Raw genomic sequence first — 20,674 nt, 5'->3', positions numbered from 1 at the left:
CCATGCGATGGACGCGGCAGCCCTACGACGGAAAGATATGGATCGGGGTGCGCAGCCTCGGTCATAGTGCGCGGCAAACAACATGACCGGAGATCCCGATGACCGCCAACCCCGTCCTGTGGACCCTTGATGCCCGTGGCGTCGCGACCGTCACGCTCAACCGTCCGGAGGTGAACAACGCCTATGACGGCGCGTTGATCGCCGGCGTGCTCGCGGCCATGGACGAACTCGGTAAACAGCCCAACCTCCGCGTCGTCGTGCTCCGGGGCAACGGCAAGCACTTTCAGGCCGGCGCCGATCTCAAATGGATCAACGGCGTGCGGCCGCAACCGACCGAGGCGAACGAGGCCGCGTCCCGCGCGACGTTCGAGGCCGTGCAGCGGCTCAACACCTTGCCGATTCCGACCGTGGCCCTGGTGCAAGGCGGCTGCTTCGGCGGCGGCACCGGCGTGATCGCGGCCTGCGATGTCGTGATCGCGGCCGACAACGCCCTGTTCTCGATCACGGAAGTGCGCTGGGGCCTGACGGCTGCAATCATCATCCCGCAACTCTGCGATGCCATTGGTGTGCGGCAGGTCCGCCGGTACGCACTCACCGGCGAACGCTTCGGCGCCGAGGACGCCCGCCGCATCGGCCTCGTGCATGAGGTCGTGCCGCTGGCCGACCTCGACGCCGCCGGCGCCAAGGTGGTCGAGCAGCTGCTCGCCAACGGGCCGGAGGCGATGGCCGAGACCAAGCGGCTCGCGCTGGAAAGCTCGTTCGGCGGAATGGCTGTGGATGATGCGGCTTACAGGCGGCTCGTGCAGCTGCATTCGCTGAAGCGCCAGAGCAGGGAGGCGGCGGAAGGGTTGGCCTCGTTCGCCGAGAAGCGGGCGGCGAATTGGGGTGGCGGCAAAGGCTGAGCGAGCCGCTCGGCAGCTGCGGCTTGTGACAGGCGCGTAGCCCGGATGGAGCGAAGCGCAATCCGGGGGCGGCATCCCCGCATTCCGCTGCGCTGCATGCGGGCTACGGTTACCGCACGCTCGCTGCGCTTTACAGCGACGGCGCGAGAGACGTTTTCAGCAAGGTCAGCAACGCCTGCGCCGCCGCTCGGGGATCGCGGCCTTGACCCACAATTCCGGAATCGGAAAATCGCGCAGCACCGGCTTCAGTGTCCCCTCGCGCAAGGCGTCGGCGACGAGATAATGCGAGATCAGGGCGATGCCGTTGCCCGCGATCGCGCTGCGCGCCAGCACATGGCCCTCGTTGGAGGATAGTAGCGGGCTGACCTGGATGCTGATGCGGCCGCGCGGGCCGTCAAAGATCCACTCCGGTCCCGTCGGCAGAAAGCTGAGGCAGCGATGCTCGACGAGGTCGCGCGGATGCTTTGGCGTGCCGTGCTTCTTCAGATAGGCGGGCGAGGCACAGAGCAGCCGCTTCAGCGCACAGAGCGGCTCGTCCACGACGCCGCCGAAGGAATGCGGAAAGGCGCCGATGGCGATGTCGAATCCCTCCGTCACCGGATCGACCGGACGATCGATCAGCACGATCTCCAGCTTGAGCCGCGGGTTCTGCGTCTGGAATGCGCTAAAGGCATCCGCAAGCCGCGCCACTGTCAGCGAGGTCGGCGCCTTGATGCGGAGGTGATCGACCAGATCGTGGCCCTTCTCGCCCATCCGCGACAGCAAATCGGTGGCGTCGGTGACGACGCCGCGCGCGCGATGGACGTAGCGCTGGCCGGCGTCGGTGAGCCGCAATTGCCGGGTCGAGCGATGAAACAACGGCGTGCCGATCCGCGCCTCCAATTGCGTGACCCGCTTGGCCACAACCGAGGTCGAGACGTTGAGCTTTCGCGCCGCGGCGGAGAAGCCGGCCGCGTCGGCTGTGGCGAGGAAGGCCTGAAGGTTCACCAGGATATCCATCCCGACCTTTCGCGATTCGAGAAAGCTGATCGCCCATTTTGATGGATTGTAGCTTGCTCAGCGTTAATTCATAGTCGGACCCAAGCAAGAGATTTCAGGGACAGGACGCGCCATGCGGGCCACGACCATCGAAGAACCAGCGCGCCAGGTGCCGCTCTACGGCGAATACGAGGTCGTTGTCCTCGGCGGCGGCCCGGCCGGCATCGTGGCGGCGGCGTCCGCCGCGCGCGCGGGGCGGCGGACGCTGCTGATCGAGCGTTACGGCTTTCTCGGCGGCATGGGCACCGCCGCCGGCGTCACCAATTTCTGCGGCCTGCACGGCAATGTCCATGGCGAGCACCATCGGCTGGTGCAGGGCATGGCATCCGAGCTGTTGGCGCGGATCGACCGCCTGAACGGGCTGAACGCGCCGCATCTGATCCTCGGCAAGGTCTTTGCCCAGGCCTATGACACCGCCGCCTACAAGATCGCGGCCGACGAGCTGCTCGCCAGCCACAAGGTGCACATCCTGTTCCATGCGCTCGGCGCCGGCGTAGTGATGGGTGACGACCGCTGCATCGACGCGCTGATGGTGGAGACCAAGGCCGGCCGGCGGGCGGTACGCGCGGAGATCTTCATAGACTGTTCCGGCGACGGCGATCTCGCGGTCTGGGCCGGCGCGCCGTTCGAGCTTGGCGACGAACACGGCCATCCCCTGTACCCGTCAATGATGCTCCGCCTTAACGGCATCGATCCGCAGCGGGCGGGCGAGGCCTGGCGCACCATCCCGCAATTGATGGAAAAGGCCAGTGCGGCCGGCACCCACAAATTCCCGCGCAGAAGCGCGATCGTACGGCCGCAGAAGTCCGGCATCGAATGGCGGGTGAATTTTACCCAAATCGCGCGCGAGGACGGCCACGCCATCAACGGCATCGAGCCTGACGATCTCACCCGTGGCGAGATCGAGGGCCGCAAGCAGGCGCTGGCCGCGTTCGAATTCCTGCGGACCGTGCCGGGGTTTGAGAAGTCCTACATCGTCGACCTGCCGCCGCAGCTCGGTATCCGCGAGACCCGGCGCGTCACGGGCGGCTATCAGCTCAGCGGCGAGGACGTGCTCGGCTGCGCTTCGTTCGAGGATTCTATCGGCGTCAATGGTTGGCCGATCGAGGCCCATGTTCCCGGCGATGTCGTGTTCACTTTTCCGCCAATTCCCGAATCGCGCGGCTATAACGAGCTGCCCTACCGCATGCTGGTGCTCGACGCCGTCGATAATCTGCTGGTCGCCGGACGCTGCGCCTCGATGACCCATGAGGGCCAATCGGCGGCACGGGTGTCCGGTGCCTGCTTCGTGATGGGGGAGGCAGCCGGTTCCGCAGCGGCGCTGGCACTCTCAGGTAATCGCATTCCACGCGAAATCCCGGTTGAAAAGTTGCAGGAAACGTTGAAACAACAGGGCGCCTTCATCGGGCGGGACCAGCCCGTCCCCGAGGGACTGTGACGGCCTGCAAGAGAAAAAAGAGAGGAAACGAGATGATCGGGATTGCGCGGCTCGCGGTTGCCGGCCTGGTGGCGATCATGGCGATGGGGACGGCCCGGGCCGAGGACGCGCTCAAGGCCAAAATCGGCGTGCTCCGTCTATCGTCGTCCGCGCCGGTCTTCATCGCGCAGGACAAGGGCTATTTTCGCGACGCCGGCCTCGATATCGAGCTGAAGTTCTTCGACGCCGCGCAGCCGATCGCGGTCGCCACCACCTCGGGCGACGTCGACTTCGGCGTCACCGCGTTCACGGCCGGCCTGTACAATCTCGCCGGCAAGGGCGTGTTGAAGGTGATCGGCGGCATGAGCCGCGAGAGGGCCGGCTATCCCCTGATCGGTTATTTCGCCAGCAACAATGCCTACGCGGCCGGATTGAAGACGCCGAAGGACCTTGCGGGCAAGCGCGTGGCGGTGACGCAGGTCGGATCGAGCTTTCACTATTCGCTCGGGCTGCTGGCGGACAAATACGGTTTCAAGCTGTCGGATGTGAAGATCGTCCCGCTGCAATCGCTGTCGAATGCGGCCGCCGCGCTGAAGGGCGAGACCGTCGATGCGGCGCTGTTGCCGATTTCGACGGCGCGAAAGCTGATGGATGATGGCGGCGCAAAGTTTCTGGGTTGGGTCGGCGACGAGACGCCATGGCAGCTCGGCGCGGTGTTCGCTTCGCCGAAGACGCTCGCCAACAAGGTTCTGGTGACGAAGCTGCTCGGCGTATTGGCGAAAGCCGATCGCGAATATCACGACGTCATCCTCGCCGCGATGAAGAACGGCACAGCCCCAATCAACGACAAGACAAAGCCGCTGCTGGAGATCATCGCCAAGTACACCAATTTGCCGGTCGAGCAGGTGGTCGGCAACTGCGCCTATATCGATCCGGACGGCAAGCTCGACGTCAAGAACGTCGACAACCAGATCAAATGGCTCCAGGAGCAGGGCTTTGCCGACAAGGGCTTTGATGCGAATACGATCATCGCCAAGGAATTTGTGAAGGCGGATTGATGCCATGTTCTTCGAACTATCCCCGTCATCCTGAGGTGCCTGTCTTGCGACTTGCCGCAAGGCAGGCCTCGAAGGGCGCACGGCCCACGTGCAGCTCGGCCGTCAGTGTCGTCCCGGCGAAGGCCGGGACCCATAACCACCGAATTGAATTTGGCGAAGACAGGCAATGACTATTTTGCGCCACAACTGCCACTCGGCGTATGGGTCCCGGCCTTCGCCGGGACGACACTGAGGCCATGAGATGGACCTGATCGCCAACCATATCACCCATCGCTTCGGCGATCTCGCCGTGCTCGACGATGTCTCGTTCACGGTCAGCGCCGGCGAGGTGGTGGCGATTGTCGGTCCCTCCGGCTGCGGCAAGAGCACGCTGCTGTCGATCCTCGGCGGGCTGTTGCAGCCGACGTCGGGCGCGCCCGAGCTGCGCGGATCGCCGCCGGCGGGCAGCCTCAATCCGCTCACCTTCGTGTTCCAGGATTTCGCGCTACTGCCCTGGGCCAATGTCGAGGAGAACGTCGAATTCCCGCTGCTGCACACGCAGCTCTCGGCCATCCAGCGCCGGGCGCTGGTCGATGACGCGCTGCGCCGCACAGGCCTGACCGACTTCCGCAAAACCTATCCGAAGCAGCTCTCCGGCGGCATGCGCCAGCGGGTCGGCATCTCGCGCGCGCTTGCGGTCAAGCCTGCGATACTGCTGATGGACGAGCCGCTGTCGGCACTGGATTCGCAGACCCGCGAGCTGCTGATGGAGGATTTTGTCCGTTTGCTCGCGGACGGCGGCATGGGCGCGGTCTATGTCACCCACAATCTCGAAGAGGCGGCGCGGCTCGCCGATCGCATCGTGGTGCTGTCGCGCCGGCCGGGCCGCATTCGCGAGGTCGTGACCGTGCCGATGACGCGCACCGAGCGCGGCGAAATCGCCGCGCGTGAAAAGCTGCTCGCGCTCCAGAACCAGATCTGGTCGCTGATCCGCACCGAGGCGATCGATGCCGAGCGCGAGGTGCAGCATGCTTGATCGCGCACCGGCAGCGACATCATCGACAAAGGACGAGACGACCCGCCGCGTTCGCTTTCGCGGCGCCGGCTTCGTGCCCGCGAGCAGCCGGTTTGGCGGCTGGATCGCGCTCGCGTTGGTCATTGCGATCTGGCAGGCGGCCGGCAGCGCCGGCGTCGTCAATCCGCTGTTCCTGCCGGCGCCAGTGGCGATTGTGCGCGCGATCTACCAGCTCGCGATCTCGGGCGCGCTATGGCAGCACCTTTCCGCTTCGTTGCTGCGCATCGGCGTCGGCTGGCTGCTGGGGACGACGGCCGGAATTGCGGTCGGCTTCGCCATCGGCCTGTCGCGGCTCGCGCGCAGCGTCGGCATCACCTTCATCTCGGCGCTGTTCCCGATCCCGAAGATCGCGCTGCTGCCGCTGTTGATCCTGTGGCTCGGCATCGGCGAAGAGCCGAAGATCGCGACCATCGCGTTAGGGGTATTTTTCTCGACGGCGATCTCGGTCTATAGCGGCGTCGACGGGGTGCCGCGCAACCTCATCCGCATGGCGCAGAGCTTCAACGTGCCGTTCGCCACCATCGTGCGCAAGGTGATCTGGCCGGGCGCCTTGCCCGCGATCCTCGCCGGTTTCCGTATCACCGCCTCGGTGGCGCTGTTGCTCGTCGTTAGCGCCGAGATGATCGGCGCCCAATACGGCATCGGCGCGTTCGTGCTGCAGGCGGGCAATCTGATGCAGACGGATCAGCTGCTCGCGGGCGTGGTGATCCTGTCGGTGTTCGGGTTGGCGGTAGGCAGGGTAATCAATTGGCTGGAGACGCGGCTGTTGCATTGGCGGTAAGGCGTACTCCCGTCATTGCGAGCGAAGCGAAGCAATCCAGAAATCTTTCCGTGGTGGGATTCTGGATTGCCTCGTCGCAAGTGCTCCTCGCAATGACGGTGTGGCTGGCATCCAGCCTTACGCGTTGCCGCGATCCTCGCGGAACAGGTCGAGCTTCTGCTGCACGGGCCGGTCCGAAAAGCTGAACAGCACGGCATCCATGTCGGCCTCGTGCGTCACCCATTGCCAGCTCGGCACCACGAAAAGATCGCGCGGGCCCCATTCGAACACGGCATCCCCAATCCGGCTACGGCCGTGGCCTTCGATCGGACAGAACACCGTCGCATCGGTCGAGCGGTAACGCGCGGTCTTGAAACCCTTCGGCAGCAGCTGGATGAAGGTGCCGATGGTCGGCATCGCGAAATCGCCGGTCTCGGGATTGCTGAACTTCAGCTTCAGCCCGTGGCACGCGTCCCACTCCTGGCTCGCGCGCGCCTTCTCCAACGACTCGCGGGTGTAGGCATAGGGATAGCTGAAGATCGGCGAGGTCTTCGACGATCGTTTTATGTCGACCGGCAAAAGGTTATGGCCATAGCGCGCAAAGCTGTCGCCGGCCGGTCTTGTGATCTTCTGCTGGTCGTCCTTGGCGCCTTCCGCAAACGAGCAGTCGAAGAACTGCACCATGGGAATGTCGAGACCGTCGAGCCAGAACATCGGCTGGTCGGTCTCGTTGGAATGATCGTGCCAGGTCATCGACGGCGTGATGATGAAGTCGCCGGGCTCCATCGCGGTGCGCTCGCCGTCGACAGCCGTATGGGCGCCCTTGCCTTCGAGCACGAAGCGCAGCGCCGACTGACTGTGCCGGTGTGCCGGTGCGACGTCGCCGGGAACCACCATCTGCACGCCGGCATAGAGCGAGGTCGTGATCTTGGACTGGCCGCGCAGGCCGGGGTTTTCCAGCACCAGCACGCGCCGCTCGGCTTCCTTGGCCGTGATCAGCTTGCCGGCCTCCGTCATGTAGTCGCGGACGACGTCGAACTTCCAGAGGTGCGGCCGGCAGGCGCTCCTGGGCTCCGGCGTGATCAAATCGCCCATCACCGTCCACAGCGCGGTGAGGTTCTCGCCGTCGATCTTCTTGTAGAACGCCTCGCGTTCCGGCGTCCTGGTCACGGCTTCCATGGTGCGGCTCCCGTTCGTTTTGTTAATTGACAGTATACTGACAGTCTAGGTAGCGTCAACTTGTTGAACAACAGTCCGGGTCGTCATTCCGGGGCGCGCGAAGCGCGAACCCGGAATCTCGAGATTCTCAGGTGCGCAATTGCGCACCATAGTTCGATGCTAACGCATCGCCCGGGAATGACAGATAGAGGGAGGGTTCTGATGAAGCTGCACGGCTATTTCCGCTCCAGCGCCGCCTACCGGGTGCGGATCGCGCTGAACCTGAAGGGCCTCGGTGCGGAGCATCTGCCGCATCATCTGCGCAAGGGCGAGCAATGCGCCCCCAGCTATCTCGCCATCAACCCGCAGGGGCTGGTGCCGGCGCTGGAGGACGATGCGGGCGCAGTGCTGACCCAGTCGGTGGCGATCATCGAATGGCTCGACGAAACCCACTCCAATCCGCCGCTGCTGCCGAAAGATCCGCTCAAGCGCGCCAAGGTGCGGGCGTTCGCGCTCGCCATTGCCTGCGATACGCACCCCGTGCAGAACCTGAAGGTGCTGGCACGCCTGCGTGAACTCGGGCTTGCCGAGGACAAGGTTCAGGACTGGGCGGCGTGGGTCAATCGCGAGGGGCTGTCGGCGTGTGAAACGCTGATCAGGAACGAGCCCGGCCCGTTCTGCTTCGGCGATGCGCCGACACTTGCCGATCTCTGCCTGGTGCCGCAGCTCGCCAATGCGCGCCGTTTCGGCGTCGATGTCTCCGCCTATCCGCGTCTGATCAAGGCGGAAGCCGCCGCAAAGGCGCTGGCCGCCTTCGCCAACGCAGCCCCGGAGAAGCAGCCCGATGCCGAGTAAGCCCGCGGCTGCGATCACGATCGACGCGGTCTATGCCGCGCCGGGCTATCTGTTCCGGCGCATGCAGCAGATTGCGGTCTCGATCTTCATGGAGGAATGCAAGGCGTTCGACCTGACGCCGGTGCAATACGCGGCGCTGATCGCGATCCACACCCATCCCGGCATCGACGCGACGCGGTTGTCGGCGGTGATCGCTTTCGACCGCTCCACGCTCGGCAGCGTGATCGAGCGGCTGCAGGCCAAGAACTATATCGAGCGCAGGCCTGCGCCCGAGGACAAGAGGATCAAGCTGCTCTATCTGACCAAGCCGGGCGCGGCGGTCCTGCGCGAGATCATCCCTGCCGTCGAACGCGCGCAGGCGCGCATGCTGGAGCCGCTCAAGCCCACTGAGCGCAAGGCGCTGATGGGACTGCTGGTGCAGCTCGTCGATCTCAACAACGAGGCGTCACGGGTGCCGCTGCGCACCGAGGACGCGCTGGAGCATCTGGGGAAAACGGGGTGAGGGGGCGTGCGTCAATACCATCGTCGTCCCGGCGAAGGCCGGGACCCATAACCACTACTCCTGGTTTGGCGAAGACAGGTAAACACCATTCCGTGCCACACTGCTGCCTCGGCGTATGGGTCCCGGCCTTCGCCGGGACGACACTGAATGTGCGGCCGGCCGTCTCCTCACATCCGCAGCAAAGCCTGCCGATCGATCTTCCCCGTACCCGTCTTCGGCAGGTCGTCGATGAAGATCACCTCGCGCGGATATTTGTAGGGCAGCAATTTGCCTTTCACATAATCCTGGAGCCGCCGCGTCGCCTCGCTCTGGTCGACGGTCCTGCTGTTCATCACCACCACCGCCTTCAGCGTCATGCGCCGGTCCGGCAGCTCGGCGGCAAACACGGCGCATTCGCGGATGTCGGGGTGGTCGGCCAGACACAACTCGACCTCGAGCGGATAGACCCACTGGCCGGAGATCTTGATGAGATCGTCGGCGCGGCCGCGGAAGAAGTGGAAGCCGTCGCTGTCGCGGACGAAGCGGTCGCCGGTGTAGATCCAGCCGCCGTCGCGGATCGTTTCCGCCGATTTGTCCGGTCGGTTCCAGTACAGCGGCGTGTTGGAATCGCCGCGCACCCACAAGATGCCTTCCTCGTCGTCGCCGACGTCGCGGCCGTCCTTGTCCCTCAGTGCGATCTCGTAGCCGGGCACGCGCAGGCCGGCGGCGCCGAGCTTCTTCCGCTCGGGGCGGTTGGAGAGATAGATGTGCAGCACTTCGGTCGAGCCGAGGCCCTCGACGATTTCGAGTCCGGTGAGCGCCTTCCAGCCGTTGAACACCTCGGCCGAGAGCACTTCGGCCGCGGATAGCGACATGCGGAGCGACGAGAAGTCGGTCTTGGCCGCACTGTCAGCCTTGGTCAGCGACGTATAAAGCGTCGGCAGTCCGAAGAAGACGGTCGGCTTGTACTGCTCGATCGCGGCAAATATCGAGGCCGGCTTCGGCTGTCCCGGCAACAGCAGCGTTGCAGCGCCAGCCGAGAACGGGAAGGTGACGGAATTGCCGAAACCATAGGCGAAGAAGATCTTCGGCACGGAGAAGCAGATGTCATCCGGCATCAGCTTCAACACGTTCTGCGCAAACGCCGCCTCGCTATAGGCCATGTCGTGCTGGAGATGCACGATGCCCTTCGGCCGGCCGGTCGAGCCGGAGGAGTACATCCAGAACGCCATGTCGTTGCGATGGGTATCGGCTTCCGCGAGCGCGGTTGGAAACTGTGGAAGCCAGTCTGCCGCGCCGATCGCGTTCGGCGCGGCGTGCTCGCCCACCTCGCCGTTGACGACGATCAGCGTGCGCAGGCCCGTGTCATTGCAGGCCTCGGCGTTGAAGCGCGCGCAGAACTCGGACTCGGCCACCGCGACGTTCGCGCCGGAATCGGCGAGATAGAATTGCAGCAGATCCGGCGGGGTCAGCGTGTTGATCAGCAGCGGAACGAAGCCCGCGCGGACCGCGCCGAAGAACGCCGCCGGATAGGCCGGGGTGTCATCGAGAAACAGCAGCACGCGGTCACCGCGCTTCAAACCCAGTGAAGCAAGGCCGTTGCCCCAGCGGCAAGCGTCGGTACAGAGCTCCGCATAGCTGCGCGTGCCTGCGGGGCCGATGAGCGCGAGCTTGTCGCCATGTCCTTTGGCGAGATTGTCGAAGAGCACGCGGCTTGCATTGTAGGCTTGCGGAACGGCGAAGCCGATCTCGCGGGCGCCCGGGCCGTCCGCGGGCACCTGGTCGCGAATCTCGCTGCTCATGCCTCGTCCTCGCCGTTCTTCGCGGCCTCATAGCGCGCCATGAAGGCCGGCGACATCGCCCGCAGCCGGGCATCGTCGATGCGGCCCGAGCGGGTGATGTAGCTATAGGCAAAGTCGATCAGGCCAAGCTGCATGTGCTGGGCGAAGTGCTCGTACCAGAAGGCGCTGGTCCGCGCGGCGTTGACGAGCTTCTGCACCACTGGCTTTCGCGCGGCCTGGTAGCGATGCAGCGCGGTCGTCAGATGCGCATCCGATTCCAGCGCCTTGACCAGCGCGATGGCGTCCTCGATCGCGAGCCGCGTGCCCGAGCCGATCGAGAAATGCGCCGAGTGCAGGGCATCTCCGATCAGAACCATGTTCTTGAACGACCAGTGCTCGTTCCAGACCCAGGGGAAGTTGCGCCACACCGACTTGTTCGAGACCAGGCAGTGGCCGCCGAGCGTGTCGGCAAACACCTCCTCGCAGACCCCCTTGGACTGCTCGACGTCCTTGTAGGCGAAGCCATAGGCCTGCCAGGTCGCGTGGTCGCATTCGACCAGGAAGGTGCTCATGTTCGGCGAATAGCGATAGTGGTGGGCGTTGAAGGCGCCGCGATCGGTCTTCACGAAGGTCTGCGACAGCGTGTCGAAGCGTTTCGACGTGCCGTACCAGACGAATTTGTTGGAGGAGTAGGACAGCGAGGTGCCGAAATCGCCCTCATAGGCGCGGCGTACCAGCGAATTCAGGCCGTCGGCGGCGACGATCAGGTCATGGCCGTTGAGCTGGTCGATCGCGTGAATCGGCGTGTCGAAGCGCGACGTGACGCCGGCATCGAGCGCGCGCTGCTGCAAGAACTTCAACAGCTCGAGCCGGCCGATCGAGGAGAAGCCGACGCCGTCGATAGCGACGTTGTCGCCGTCCAGGCTCAGCGTGATGTTCTGCCAGCTCTCCATGTGCGGCGCGATCGCATCGACGGTCTCGGGGTCGTCGGCGCGCAGGAATTCCAGCGCCTGCTCGGAGAACACCACGCCAAAGCCCCAGGTCGCGTCGGCCGGGTTCTGTTCGAACAGGTCGACTTGATCCTCGGGGTGACGCTTCTTCCAGAGATAGGCGAAGTAGAGCCCGCCGGGCCCCCCGCCGATCACGGCGATCCGCAAAATCTGCCTCCCTAATTGACAGTATACTTACTATCTAGGGGTAGACTAATGTGCTCCGGCGTCCCGCGCCAGCGGAATTATCGGCAAGGCATGGCGCGCCGAGGCTCGCTCCCGGACCCCCGCTTGGGGTGTGCCCGAAACCGTCACGCGCGAAGCATAGCCAAATCGCACCGGCTTGGCCACCAGCGCGATCGCGCGACGTCTTATCGCGCCGCGAACGGCGCCAGAACGTCCTTGCATCCGGGCGACAGCGACGCGGCATTGCTCGCAATGCATTGCACGATGCGACCGCCACCGGGAGCCACGCCGCCGCACAGCGCGCGAATGTCGCCGCCACAGGCGGACCGGACGATGAACAGCTCCTCCCGAGGCCGCAACGGCCGCAGCACGATCGCGGCAGGGGCTGCGGCCGGTGTTGCCGCCGCAGCCGGTGCAGCGCCCGCAGGCGCCGCGGCTGCAGCACCACCACCGAAGGCGGCGCTCACGGCTGTTGCGCAGGCCGCCGACACCTTCGCCTTGTTCTTCTCCAGGCATTCGAGCGCGGGGGCGCCGCCCGGCGGCACACCGGCGCAGACCTTTGGATAATCGGAGCGACAGGCGCTCTTGATGGCGGAGACTTGCGCGCCGCTTGGCGGCTTGGGCGTGGCGGCTTTCGCAGCCGCCTCCGCGGTCGGCTTCGCAGTCGGCGCGGCCTCGGTTTTTGCCGGTTCAGACTTTGCGGGTTCAGACTTGGGAGGCTCAGACTTGGCTGCTTCGGATTTGGCCGGCTCAGATTTGGCCGGCGCAGCTTCGGTCTTCGGCGCGGCGGCCGGCTCGACCGCGCGAACCGCGGTCTGGCATCCCGATGACAGGCTGGACATGTTCTTGTGGAGGCATTGATACGCCTCCACACCACCGGGCGTCACGCTCGAGCAGTGCGCGATGAAGTCCGAGCGGCATGCGGAGCGGATGGCGCTCTTCTGAGCCTCGGTCGGCGCTTGCGCGAACGCGCTTGTTGCAGTTGCGAAGAGTGTTGCCGCGAGCAACATTTTGCGCGTCGAAACATGTTTCAACGTGTTGAACATCTGGGTGAATTCCTGCCCTGTCGGTCACGCCGACGATTTTTGAAAAGTGATGCAAGCGCAATTAGCGCGAGCAGTGCCTCGCGCGCGATATCTTTGGGCGCCTTGGCCTCTACCGCAAGTAGATAATGCCGACGCAATTGCGACGTAACTACGTCTTCAGAGCTTGACCATGCGCTTGCCGCGGTTCTCGCCGGCAAGCAACCCGATCAGCGCCTTCGGCGTGTTCTCCAGTCCATCGATGATGTCTTCCTGCACTTTCAGCTTGCCGGATTTGACCCAGGCCTGGAGATCGGCCAGCGCGCGCTGGCTTTCCTTCATGTAGTCCATCACGATGAAGCCCTGCATGACGAGACGCTTCACCACGATCAGCCCGGGCACGCCGCGCGGGCCATGCGCCGACGGCGCGCCGTCATATTGCGAGATCGCGCCGCAGCAGGCGATGCGGCCGTAATTGTTCATCTGCGGCAGGCACGCTTCCAGAATCTCGCCGCCGACATTGTCGAAATAGACGTCGATGCCTTTTGGCGCGGCCGCGCGCAGCGCCTTGAAGGTCGCACCGTCCTTGTAGTCGACGGCGGCGTCGAAGCCGAGCTCGGACGTCAGCCAGTTGCACTTGTCCGCGCCGCCGGCGATGCCGATCACGCGACATCCTTTGATCTTGGCGATCTGTCCGACGATAGAGCCGACCGAGCCCGCCGCCGCCGAAACCACCACGGTCTCACCTTCCTTGGGCTTGCCGATCTCCAGAAGGCCGAAATAGGCGGTGAGGCCGGCGATGCCGAAGACGCTGAGCAGATGCGTCATTGGTTCGAGCTTCGGCATTTTTGTGAGATGCTTTGCCGGCACCGCGGCATACTCCTGCCAGCCGGTGTCGCCGAACACGATGTCGCCGGGCGCGAGCCCCGGCGCCTTCGAACTGACGACTTCGGCAATGGCGCCGCCGGCCATCACGCTGTTGGCTTCGACGGCTGAACGATAAGTCGCACCGTGCATCCAGGCGCGATTGGCGGCATCGAGCGAGATGTAGCGAACGCGCAACAAGGCCTCGCCGTCCTTCGGCTCAGGCCGTGCGCCTTCGACCATCTTGAAGTGCTCGGGACCGAGCTTGCCGCTGGGCTTTTCCACCAGAAGAATTTGGCGATTGGCGCTGACGGTCATGGCGTTGCCTCCCTGAATGTGACGATTATTGATGCAGCCGCAGCCAAGAAAAGATGCAAGCCGCATTCGTTGTGCGCTGCATGAAGGCTAGATCGCTGCGGCCAGTTTCACAACGGGAACATCCGGACAACGCGACCACACGCCAAGCGTGTTGCGTCGTCTTGATATCTGCGACATCATGAACCACCGGTGTAGTGGGGGTCACTTATGTCGAACAGGTTTACGCAATACATCTTGGCGGCGATGGTGCTCGGCATCATCATGGGCTCGGCGATCTACAACTTCCTGCCGGATACGCGGGGCGACTGGGCCTCGTCCATTAATCTGGTCGCCGTGATCTTCTTGCGCCTGATCAAGATGATTATCGCGCCGCTGGTATTCGCGACCCTGGTCGGCGGCATCGCCCATATGGGCTCGGGCTCCAAGCTCGGCCGCATCTTCGCCAAGACCATGGGCTGGTTCGTCAGCGCCTCTTTCGTTTCGCTGATGCTGGGCCTGATCATGGTCAATCTGCTCCAGCCCGGCGCTAACTTCCCCGGCACGTTGCCGGACAAGGCGCAGTCGACCGGCCTGCCGGTCTCCGCCTTCTCCATCGAGAAGTTCCTGACGCATCTGATCCCGACCTCGATCGCGGATGCGATGGCGCAGAACGAGATCCTCCAGATCGTAATCTTCGCCGTGTTCTTTTCGGTGGCGATGGGCTCGATGCCGGAACGCTCCAAGCCGATCCTGGCGCTGATCGACGATCTCGGCCACATCATGCTCAAGGTGACGAGCTATGTGATGCTGTTCGCGCCGCTCGCGGTCTGGGCCGCCATCACCGCCACCGTCGCCAAGAACGGCCTGCTGGTGCTCTGGAAGCTCATCGTGTTCATGGGCGGGTTCTATCTCTCGCTGTTCCTGCTCTGGGGCATCCTGGTCATCGTCGGCTTCATCGTGATCGGGCCGCGCTACAGCCATCTGCTGAAGCTGATCCGCGAGCCGCTGATGATCGCGTTCTCCACCGCGAGCTCGGAAGCGGCCTATCCGAAGACGCTGGAGGGCCTCAACCGCTTCGGCGCTTCGTCGCGAATCTCGAGCTTCGTGCTGCCGCTCGGTTATTCCTTCAACCTCGACGGCACGATGATGTACTGCACCTTTGCCAGCATCTTCATCGCGCAGAGCTATCACATCGACATGCCGCTCGGTACGCAGCTTGCGATGCTGGCGACGTTGATGATCACGTCCAAAGGCGTCGCCGGCGTGCCGCGCGCCTCGCTGGTCGTGATCGCCTCGACGCTGTCGCAGTTCAACATCCCCGAAGCCGGCCTGTTGATGATCATGGGCATCGACACCTTCCTCGACATGGGCCGCAGCGCCACCAACGTAATCGGCAACACCCTCGCGACCTCCGTGGTCGCGAAATGGGAAGGCGAGCTCGGGCCCGAACATGCGATGGGGCCGAGCGACGTCGTGCCGGGCGATATGGTGCCCGGCGAAGTGCCCGCGATGGCCGGCCATTGATGGGGAATGCGTGATGCGCCCTTTAAAGCCGAGTTGGGGCAAGCCGAGTTGGGTTAAGCCGGTTTGGGGCGGCCTGTTGCTGGCGGCGAGCCTGCTGGCCACCGGCGCGTCGGCCCAGACCGGCGGCAGCGACGGGCTTAGCCCGACGCTGCTTGCCATCAAGAACGCGCACACCGTGCGGCTCGGCTATCGCGAGAGCTCGCCGCCGTTCTCCTTCCTCGACCAGGCCAACCGCCCGATCGGCTATAGCCTCGAGCTCTGCGAGGCCATCGTCGAGGAGATCGGCGCCGAGGTCGACGATCCCAATCTCAAGATCGACTATGTCAAGGTCACCTCGGACGATCGTATCGACGCGGTGCTCCAGAACAAGATCGATCTCGAATGCGGCTCGACCACGGCCAATGCCGAGCGCGGCAAGCGCGTCGCGTTCTCGCCGCTGATGTTCGTCGCCGGCACCAAGCTGATGGTGCCGAAGGCCTCGAGCGTTCAATCGCTGACCGACCTGAAGGGCAAGACCATCGTGGTGACCAAGGGCACCACCAACGAGCAGGCGATCCAGGCCGCCGACAAGAAGTCTTCGCTGGGGCTGAACATCGTCGTCGGCGCCGACCACGAGCAGTCGTTCCAGATGGTCGTGGACGGCAAGGCCGATGCGTTCGCGACCGACGACATCCTGCTGTCGAGCCTGATCGTGCGCCACAAGGCGCAGGACAAGTTCCGCGTGACCGGCGACTACCTGTCCTACGATCCCTACGGCATCATGTTCCGCAAGGGCGAGCCGCAACTGACAGCCGTGGTCGAGCGAACCTTCCGCAAGCTCGGCTCCAACCACGATTTGGTGCCGCTCTACAACAAATGGTTCACCGCGCGCCTTCCCACCGGAGAGCGGCTGAACGTGCCGATCTCGCTGCAACTGGAAGAAGCCTTCAAGGCAATGGACGATTCGGCGAGCGCGAATAATTAGAACGTCTTGACTGCGACGTTCGCGCCCCAAGCTCGCTGCACCCTCGCCACTTGTGGGAGAGGGTGGCTTCGCGATAGCGAAGCCGGGTGAGGGGTTTCTCTCCACGCGTGACCTCTTGCAGTTGAACTCGCGGAAATAACCCCTCATCCGGCGCTTCGCGCCACCTTCTCCCACAAGGGGAGAGGGGACAGCAGCGAGTGCCTGGCGCTCAGCTCAGGTCCCAAACACCCGATCCAGCGCCGCATCATACGTCGCCTGGACCAGTTCCGGATACAGCTTCCCCAGCGCCTCCATCATCACGCCGGAGTTGATTTCCAGCACCCGCCACGCGCCGTCCACGCGAACGATGTCGATCGACGAGAACGTGATGCCGATGGCGCTCGCAGCATCGACCGCGATCTTGACGCAGGCCGCGCGAACCTCGCCGTCCTCCAGCAGCACCGGCTTGGCGCCGGCATCCAGATTGTGCCGCCAATCCGAGCCGCGCTGCTTGCTGTAGACGACGAGTGGCGCATCATCGAGCAGCACCACGCGGACTTCGTCCTCGATCGCGACATAGGGCGAGATCACGAGCCCTGCGCTCATCGAAAACACCTCGCCGACCGCGTGGTCGAGCTCCGCCTCGCTCGTCACCCTGAACACGGATCGCCCCGACGTCCCCTCGTTCGGCTTCACCACCACGCCGTGCGGATTGCCGTGAAGCAGCTCAAGCATCGCCTCTCGCCAGGCATCATCGACAACATCCCTGCCCAGCTTCGGGTTGAGGAAGAGCTGATGCGGAATGCAGGGCACGCACTCCAGCGACAGCGCTTCGGCGGTCGCCGATTTGTCGTTGGCGAGGCGGTGCGCGATCGCGCTGTTGAGGCCGATGTCGTAACCGAAGGCAAAGCGACGCTCCTCGCCGCGGCGCATCGCGATCAGCCAGCCGCCGGCGCGGATATCGACCGCGATGCCATGGCCCGCACAATAGCGCGTGATGGCCTGGACGAAGATCCGCTCATTGCTCGCCATATGCTTCCATCATTCCGTCGCCAAAAGCCGCAAAAATGCGGGAAACGGCGCCAAACAGGGGTGAAAGTCAGAGCTATTCTTAATGAAATTCTCGCGAGCGCGACGGAAATTAAGTGCTGCGATCGAGCCCCGCAGGGAAAAGAAATTGCCCTGCGCGCGCGGCTGGTAGCAGATTCATGAATAATGCGTCCAATTCCACCGCAATGCCGGTTTGATCGGCATCAATTGCATCCGAAACGAGGTTGATTATTGGCTTCAATGGCGTAGATCACAGCCAAGAAATCCTCCGTCAGGAAATCCTCCGCCAGGAATCCTCCGCAATGGCAAGTGGTGTTCGCCTCGCTTTCAGGGGCAGGGCAATGCTTTGTTCAAAACCGCAACTATTCGGAATATCGAAAATCATGAGCGCGTTTTACCGAGAGAAGGTTCTGTCCGTCCAGCACTGGACCGACACTTTGTTCAGCTTCCGCGCCACCCGCGATTCCGGCTTCCGTTTCCAGAACGGCCAGTTTGCGATGATCGGGCTCGAGGTCGAAGGTCGCCCGCTGCTGCGCGCCTACAGCATGGCGAGCGCCAATCATGAGGAAGAGCTCGAGTTCTTCTCGATCAAGGTTCAGGACGGGCCGCTCACATCGCGCCTGCAGAAGATCAAGGAAGGCGACACCATCCTGGTTGGCCGCAAGGCGACCGGCACGCTCATCACCGACAACCTCATTCCCGGCAAGCGGCTGATGCTGCTCTCGACGGGCACCGGCCTCGCCCCCTTCGCGAGCCTGATCAAGGACCCGGACGTGTACGAGCAGTTTGAATCCATCGTGCTGGTCCATGGCTGCCGTCAGGTCTCCGAGCTCGCCTATGGCGAGAAGCTGGTCGCGTCCTTGCGCGAGGACGAGCTGTTCGGCGAGCTGCTCGCGGACAAGCTGGTTTATTACCCGACCGTGACCCGCGAGCCGTTCAAGAACCGCGGCCGCATCACCGACCTCATCAGCTCCGAGCAGATCTTCAACGACATCGGCCAGGGTCCGCTCGACATCGAAACCGACCGCGTCATGATGTGCGGCAGCCCGGGGATGCTCGAAGAGCTGAAGGTGATGTTCGAGGGCCGCGATTTCATCGAGGGCTCCGGCAACAGGCCCGGCCATTTCGTGATCGAGAAGGCGTTCGTCGAGCGGTAAGGACCGCGCCTTCTCGTCCTCAGACCGTCTGCCCCACGGCGGCCGGCGTCCCGGACAAGCGCGCCACAAGCGCGCGCCGATCCGGGACGCATAACCACAGGCCGTGGTTATGCGAAGGTTGGTAACCACCAGCCTCGTCCCGCAACTCCTTCCTGTGCTTATGGATCCCGGGTCTGCGCTGGCGCTTGCCCGGGACGACGGCTGAGATTGCAGCCACCACCTTCCGTATCCCCGCCCTCTGCTGCACTGCAAAATCCGCCCATCGGGCTGATTGATTTGGTTCGGCTGAATTCGCTAGCCTGAAACATACGCCGCGTCATATCCGTATGACAGGCGCGGGCCTATCGTGCCGCCCCATGCTGGCGAGAGGATGTGATCGTGGCCGACGACAACAAAACGCAAGAATCGCCCAAAGCCCAATCGCCCAAACGCCTGGCGCTGGCGGAAGAGGGGGTCATGGAAACCCTGCTGCTTCCATTCTCGCCGCGCTTCATCATCCTGACCATCTGCGCGGTCGTCACCGCGCTCCTGATCGGCATCGGCATCGCCGATCGCAAGATCTTCGACGTCCTGCTGATCCCGATCGTGATCTTCGGCGCCCTGACGGCTCTGGGCGTCCGCGATCTCATGCAGAAGGGCCACGCGGTCCTGCGCAATTACCCGATCTCGGCGCACATCCGCTTCCTGCTCGAAGAAATTCGCCCGGAGATGCGGCAGTATTTCTTCGAGAGCGAGAAGGACGGCATGCCGTTCTCGCGCGACATTCGCGCTGTGGTCTACCAGCGCGCCAAGATGCAGCTCGACAAGCGGCCGTTCGGCACCCAGGAGGACGTCTACCGCGAGGGCTATGAGTGGATGCATCACTCGGTGTCGCCGCAGGCGCATGCCGAGGAGAAGTTTCGGGTCACCATCGGCGGACCGGACTGCGCAAAGCCCTATTCCGCCTCGGTGTTCAACATTTCCGCCATGAGCTTTGGCGCGCTCAGCCCGAATGCCGTGCGTGCGCTCAACGCCGGCGCCAAAATGGGCGGCTTCGCGCACGATACCGGCGAGGGCGGCTTTAGCCCCTACCACGCGGAGATGGGCGGCGACATCATCTGGGAGATCGGCTCCGGCTATTTCGGCTGCCGCCATCTCGACGGCACGTTCGATCCGGAGGCATTCGCACGCGTTGCCAGCACAGACCAGATCAAGATGGTCGAGCTCAAGATCAGCCAGGGCGCCAAGCCCGGCCATGGCGGCGTGCTGCCGGCGGCGAAGGTCTCGGAGGAGATCTCGAAGATCCGCGGCGTTGCGATGGGCGAGGACTGCATCTCGCCGGCCTCGCATCGCGCCTTCTCCACGCCGGTCGGGATGATGCAGTTCATCGCGGAGATGCGCAGGCTGTCCGGCGGCAAGCCGACCGGGTTCAAGCTTTGCATCGGCCACCCCTGGGAGTTCCTGGCGATCTGCAAGGCGATGCTGCAGACCGGCATCTATCCGGATTTCATCGTGGTCGACGGCAATGAGGGCGGCACCGGCGCCGCGCCTTTGGAGTTCATGGATCATCTGGGCATGCCGATGCGCGAGGGCGTCAATTTCGTCCACAATGCGCTGATCGGCATCAATGCGCGCGACCGCATCAAGCTCGGCGCCTCCGGCAAGATCGCCACCGCCTTCGACATGGCCCGCGCCATGGCGATCGGCGCCGACTGGTGCAATTCGGCGCGCGGCTTCATGTTCTCGCTCGGCTGCATCCAGTCGCTGAGCTGCCACACCGATCGCTGCCCGACCGGTGTCGCGACGCAGGACCCGACGCGCGCGCGCGCGCTCTATGTGCCGCTCAAGATCGATCGCGTGCACAATTATCATCTCGCCACGCTGCACTCGTTGACCGAGCTGATTGCCGCGGCCGGTCTGCAACATCCGCAGCAGCTGCGCCCGATCCACTTCAGCCAGCGGACGTCGACGACTCAGGTGAAATCCTTTGCGCAGCTCTATCCGTCGCTGCGCCCGGGCGAGCTGCTCGAAGGCACGGAAGACCCGCGCTTCCGCGACGCCTGGGTGATGGCGCAGGTGGATACGTTCCAGCCGGCGCCGTGAAAGCCCGGCTATGCGTTGGGACCACGCCGGTTGGCCGGCGTAAATTGTTTGCGAGC

At 64.1% G+C, this 20,674-nt stretch carries 17 protein-coding genes and 1 pseudogene; 11 read left to right on the top strand and 7 right to left on the bottom strand.

The genetic code is table 11. From position 1 onward, the window contains the following. Window positions 1-98: 98 nt before the first annotated feature. A complete protein-coding gene (locus AC0L2O_RS23835) occupies window positions 99-902 on the top strand; it encodes an enoyl-CoA hydratase-related protein (protein ID WP_473371413.1) in 804 nt (267 codons plus the stop codon). A gap of 130 nt (window positions 903-1,032) precedes the next feature. Here AC0L2O_RS23835 and AC0L2O_RS23830 read toward each other — a convergent pair. After that, window positions 1,033-1,901 (bottom strand): annotated as a pseudogene (locus AC0L2O_RS23830) (LysR family transcriptional regulator). Between the two features lie 112 nt (window positions 1,902-2,013). Between AC0L2O_RS23830 and AC0L2O_RS23825 the strand changes: the two are divergent. The 4 genes from AC0L2O_RS23825 (at window position 2,014) to AC0L2O_RS23810 (ending at window position 6,250) form a co-directional block, all read left to right on the top strand. Next, complete coding sequence (locus tag AC0L2O_RS23825) at window positions 2,014-3,378, top strand: FAD-dependent oxidoreductase (protein ID WP_473371412.1); 1,365 nt, start codon at window positions 2,014-2,016, stop codon at window positions 3,376-3,378. Between the two features lie 32 nt (window positions 3,379-3,410). Then, the gene (locus AC0L2O_RS23820; protein ID WP_409191008.1) at window positions 3,411-4,415 is read left to right on the top strand and encodes an ABC transporter substrate-binding protein; all 1,005 of its coding nucleotides are present in this window, start codon (window positions 3,411-3,413) and stop codon (window positions 4,413-4,415) included. Window positions 4,416-4,656: 241 nt separating this feature from the next. Then, window positions 4,657-5,430 carry an ABC transporter ATP-binding protein gene (locus AC0L2O_RS23815; protein ID WP_369719714.1) on the top strand — a complete coding sequence of 258 codons (774 nt, stop codon included), beginning with the start codon at window positions 4,657-4,659 and terminating at the stop codon, window positions 5,428-5,430. After that, window positions 5,423-6,250, top strand: coding sequence for an ABC transporter permease (locus AC0L2O_RS23810; protein ID WP_473371411.1), 828 nt, complete (start codon window positions 5,423-5,425; stop codon window positions 6,248-6,250). Before AC0L2O_RS23815 ends, AC0L2O_RS23810 begins: the two co-directional genes overlap by 8 nt. A 117-nt stretch (window positions 6,251-6,367) precedes the next feature. Here the strand turns inward: AC0L2O_RS23810 and gtdA are convergent, their stop codons facing one another. Beyond that, the gene (gtdA, locus tag AC0L2O_RS23805) at window positions 6,368-7,408 is read right to left on the bottom strand and encodes a gentisate 1,2-dioxygenase (RefSeq protein WP_473371410.1); all 1,041 of its coding nucleotides are present in this window, start codon (window positions 7,406-7,408) and stop codon (window positions 6,368-6,370) included. Window positions 7,409-7,609: 201 nt separating this feature from the next. Here gtdA and maiA point away from each other — a divergent pair, with 201 nt between their 5' ends. Together maiA and AC0L2O_RS23795 are read left to right on the top strand one after the other, a co-directional pair. After that, window positions 7,610-8,242, top strand: coding sequence for a maleylacetoacetate isomerase (maiA, locus tag AC0L2O_RS23800; protein WP_473371409.1), 633 nt, complete (start codon window positions 7,610-7,612; stop codon window positions 8,240-8,242). Then, on the top strand, window positions 8,232-8,744 hold the full coding sequence (locus tag AC0L2O_RS23795) for a MarR family winged helix-turn-helix transcriptional regulator (RefSeq protein ID WP_369719710.1): 513 nt from the start codon (window positions 8,232-8,234) through the stop codon (window positions 8,742-8,744). Before maiA ends, AC0L2O_RS23795 begins: the two co-directional genes overlap by 11 nt. A 167-nt stretch (window positions 8,745-8,911) precedes the next feature. Here AC0L2O_RS23795 and AC0L2O_RS23790 read toward each other — a convergent pair whose 3' ends face one another. From AC0L2O_RS23790 to AC0L2O_RS23775, 4 genes are all read right to left on the bottom strand, one after another. Continuing rightward, on the bottom strand, window positions 8,912-10,525 hold the full coding sequence (locus tag AC0L2O_RS23790) for a benzoate-CoA ligase family protein (protein WP_473371408.1): 1,614 nt from the start codon (window positions 10,523-10,525) through the stop codon (window positions 8,912-8,914). Beyond that, window positions 10,522-11,661 carry an FAD-dependent monooxygenase gene (locus AC0L2O_RS23785; protein WP_369719708.1) on the bottom strand — a complete coding sequence of 380 codons (1,140 nt, stop codon included), beginning with the start codon at window positions 11,659-11,661 and terminating at the stop codon, window positions 10,522-10,524. Before AC0L2O_RS23785 ends, AC0L2O_RS23790 begins: the two co-directional genes overlap by 4 nt. A gap of 203 nt (window positions 11,662-11,864) precedes the next feature. Further along, entirely contained in the window at window positions 11,865-12,725 is an 861-nt protein-coding gene (locus AC0L2O_RS23780; RefSeq protein WP_473371407.1) for a cysteine rich repeat-containing protein, read from the bottom strand. A 156-nt stretch (window positions 12,726-12,881) separates the two neighbouring features. Then, window positions 12,882-13,883 carry an NADP-dependent oxidoreductase gene (locus tag AC0L2O_RS23775; RefSeq protein ID WP_473371406.1) on the bottom strand — a complete coding sequence of 334 codons (1,002 nt, stop codon included), beginning with the start codon at window positions 13,881-13,883 and terminating at the stop codon, window positions 12,882-12,884. A 207-nt stretch (window positions 13,884-14,090) separates the two neighbouring features. Here AC0L2O_RS23775 and AC0L2O_RS23770 point away from each other — a divergent pair, with 207 nt between their 5' ends. Together AC0L2O_RS23770 and AC0L2O_RS23765 are read left to right on the top strand one after the other, a co-directional pair. Then, complete coding sequence (locus AC0L2O_RS23770; RefSeq protein ID WP_369719704.1) at window positions 14,091-15,386, top strand: dicarboxylate/amino acid:cation symporter; 1,296 nt, start codon at window positions 14,091-14,093, stop codon at window positions 15,384-15,386. Window positions 15,387-15,399: 13 nt separating this feature from the next. Then, window positions 15,400-16,350 (top strand): amino acid ABC transporter substrate-binding protein, encoded by a 951-nt coding sequence (locus AC0L2O_RS23765; RefSeq protein ID WP_473371405.1) that lies wholly within the window; start codon window positions 15,400-15,402, stop codon window positions 16,348-16,350. Window positions 16,351-16,563: 213 nt separating this feature from the next. Here the strand turns inward: AC0L2O_RS23765 and AC0L2O_RS23760 are convergent, their stop codons facing one another. Then, complete coding sequence (locus AC0L2O_RS23760) at window positions 16,564-17,361, bottom strand: ATP-grasp domain-containing protein (protein ID WP_473371404.1); 798 nt, start codon at window positions 17,359-17,361, stop codon at window positions 16,564-16,566. A gap of 401 nt (window positions 17,362-17,762) precedes the next feature. On the opposite strand from AC0L2O_RS23760, the gene AC0L2O_RS23755 reads away from it, so the two are divergent. Both AC0L2O_RS23755 and AC0L2O_RS23750 read left to right on the top strand, forming a co-directional pair. Further along, window positions 17,763-18,536, top strand: coding sequence for a ferredoxin--NADP reductase (locus AC0L2O_RS23755; protein WP_369719702.1), 774 nt, complete (start codon window positions 17,763-17,765; stop codon window positions 18,534-18,536). A gap of 456 nt (window positions 18,537-18,992) precedes the next feature. After that, entirely contained in the window at window positions 18,993-20,618 is a 1,626-nt protein-coding gene (locus tag AC0L2O_RS23750; RefSeq protein ID WP_473371437.1) for an FMN-binding glutamate synthase family protein, read from the top strand. Window positions 20,619-20,674: the final 56 nt, after the last annotated feature.

Source organism: Bradyrhizobium sp. Kon10, from assembly GCF_055807395.1.
The sequence above is the reverse complement of the archived record's forward strand: the minus strand, read 5'-3'. Positions and strand labels throughout refer to the sequence as shown.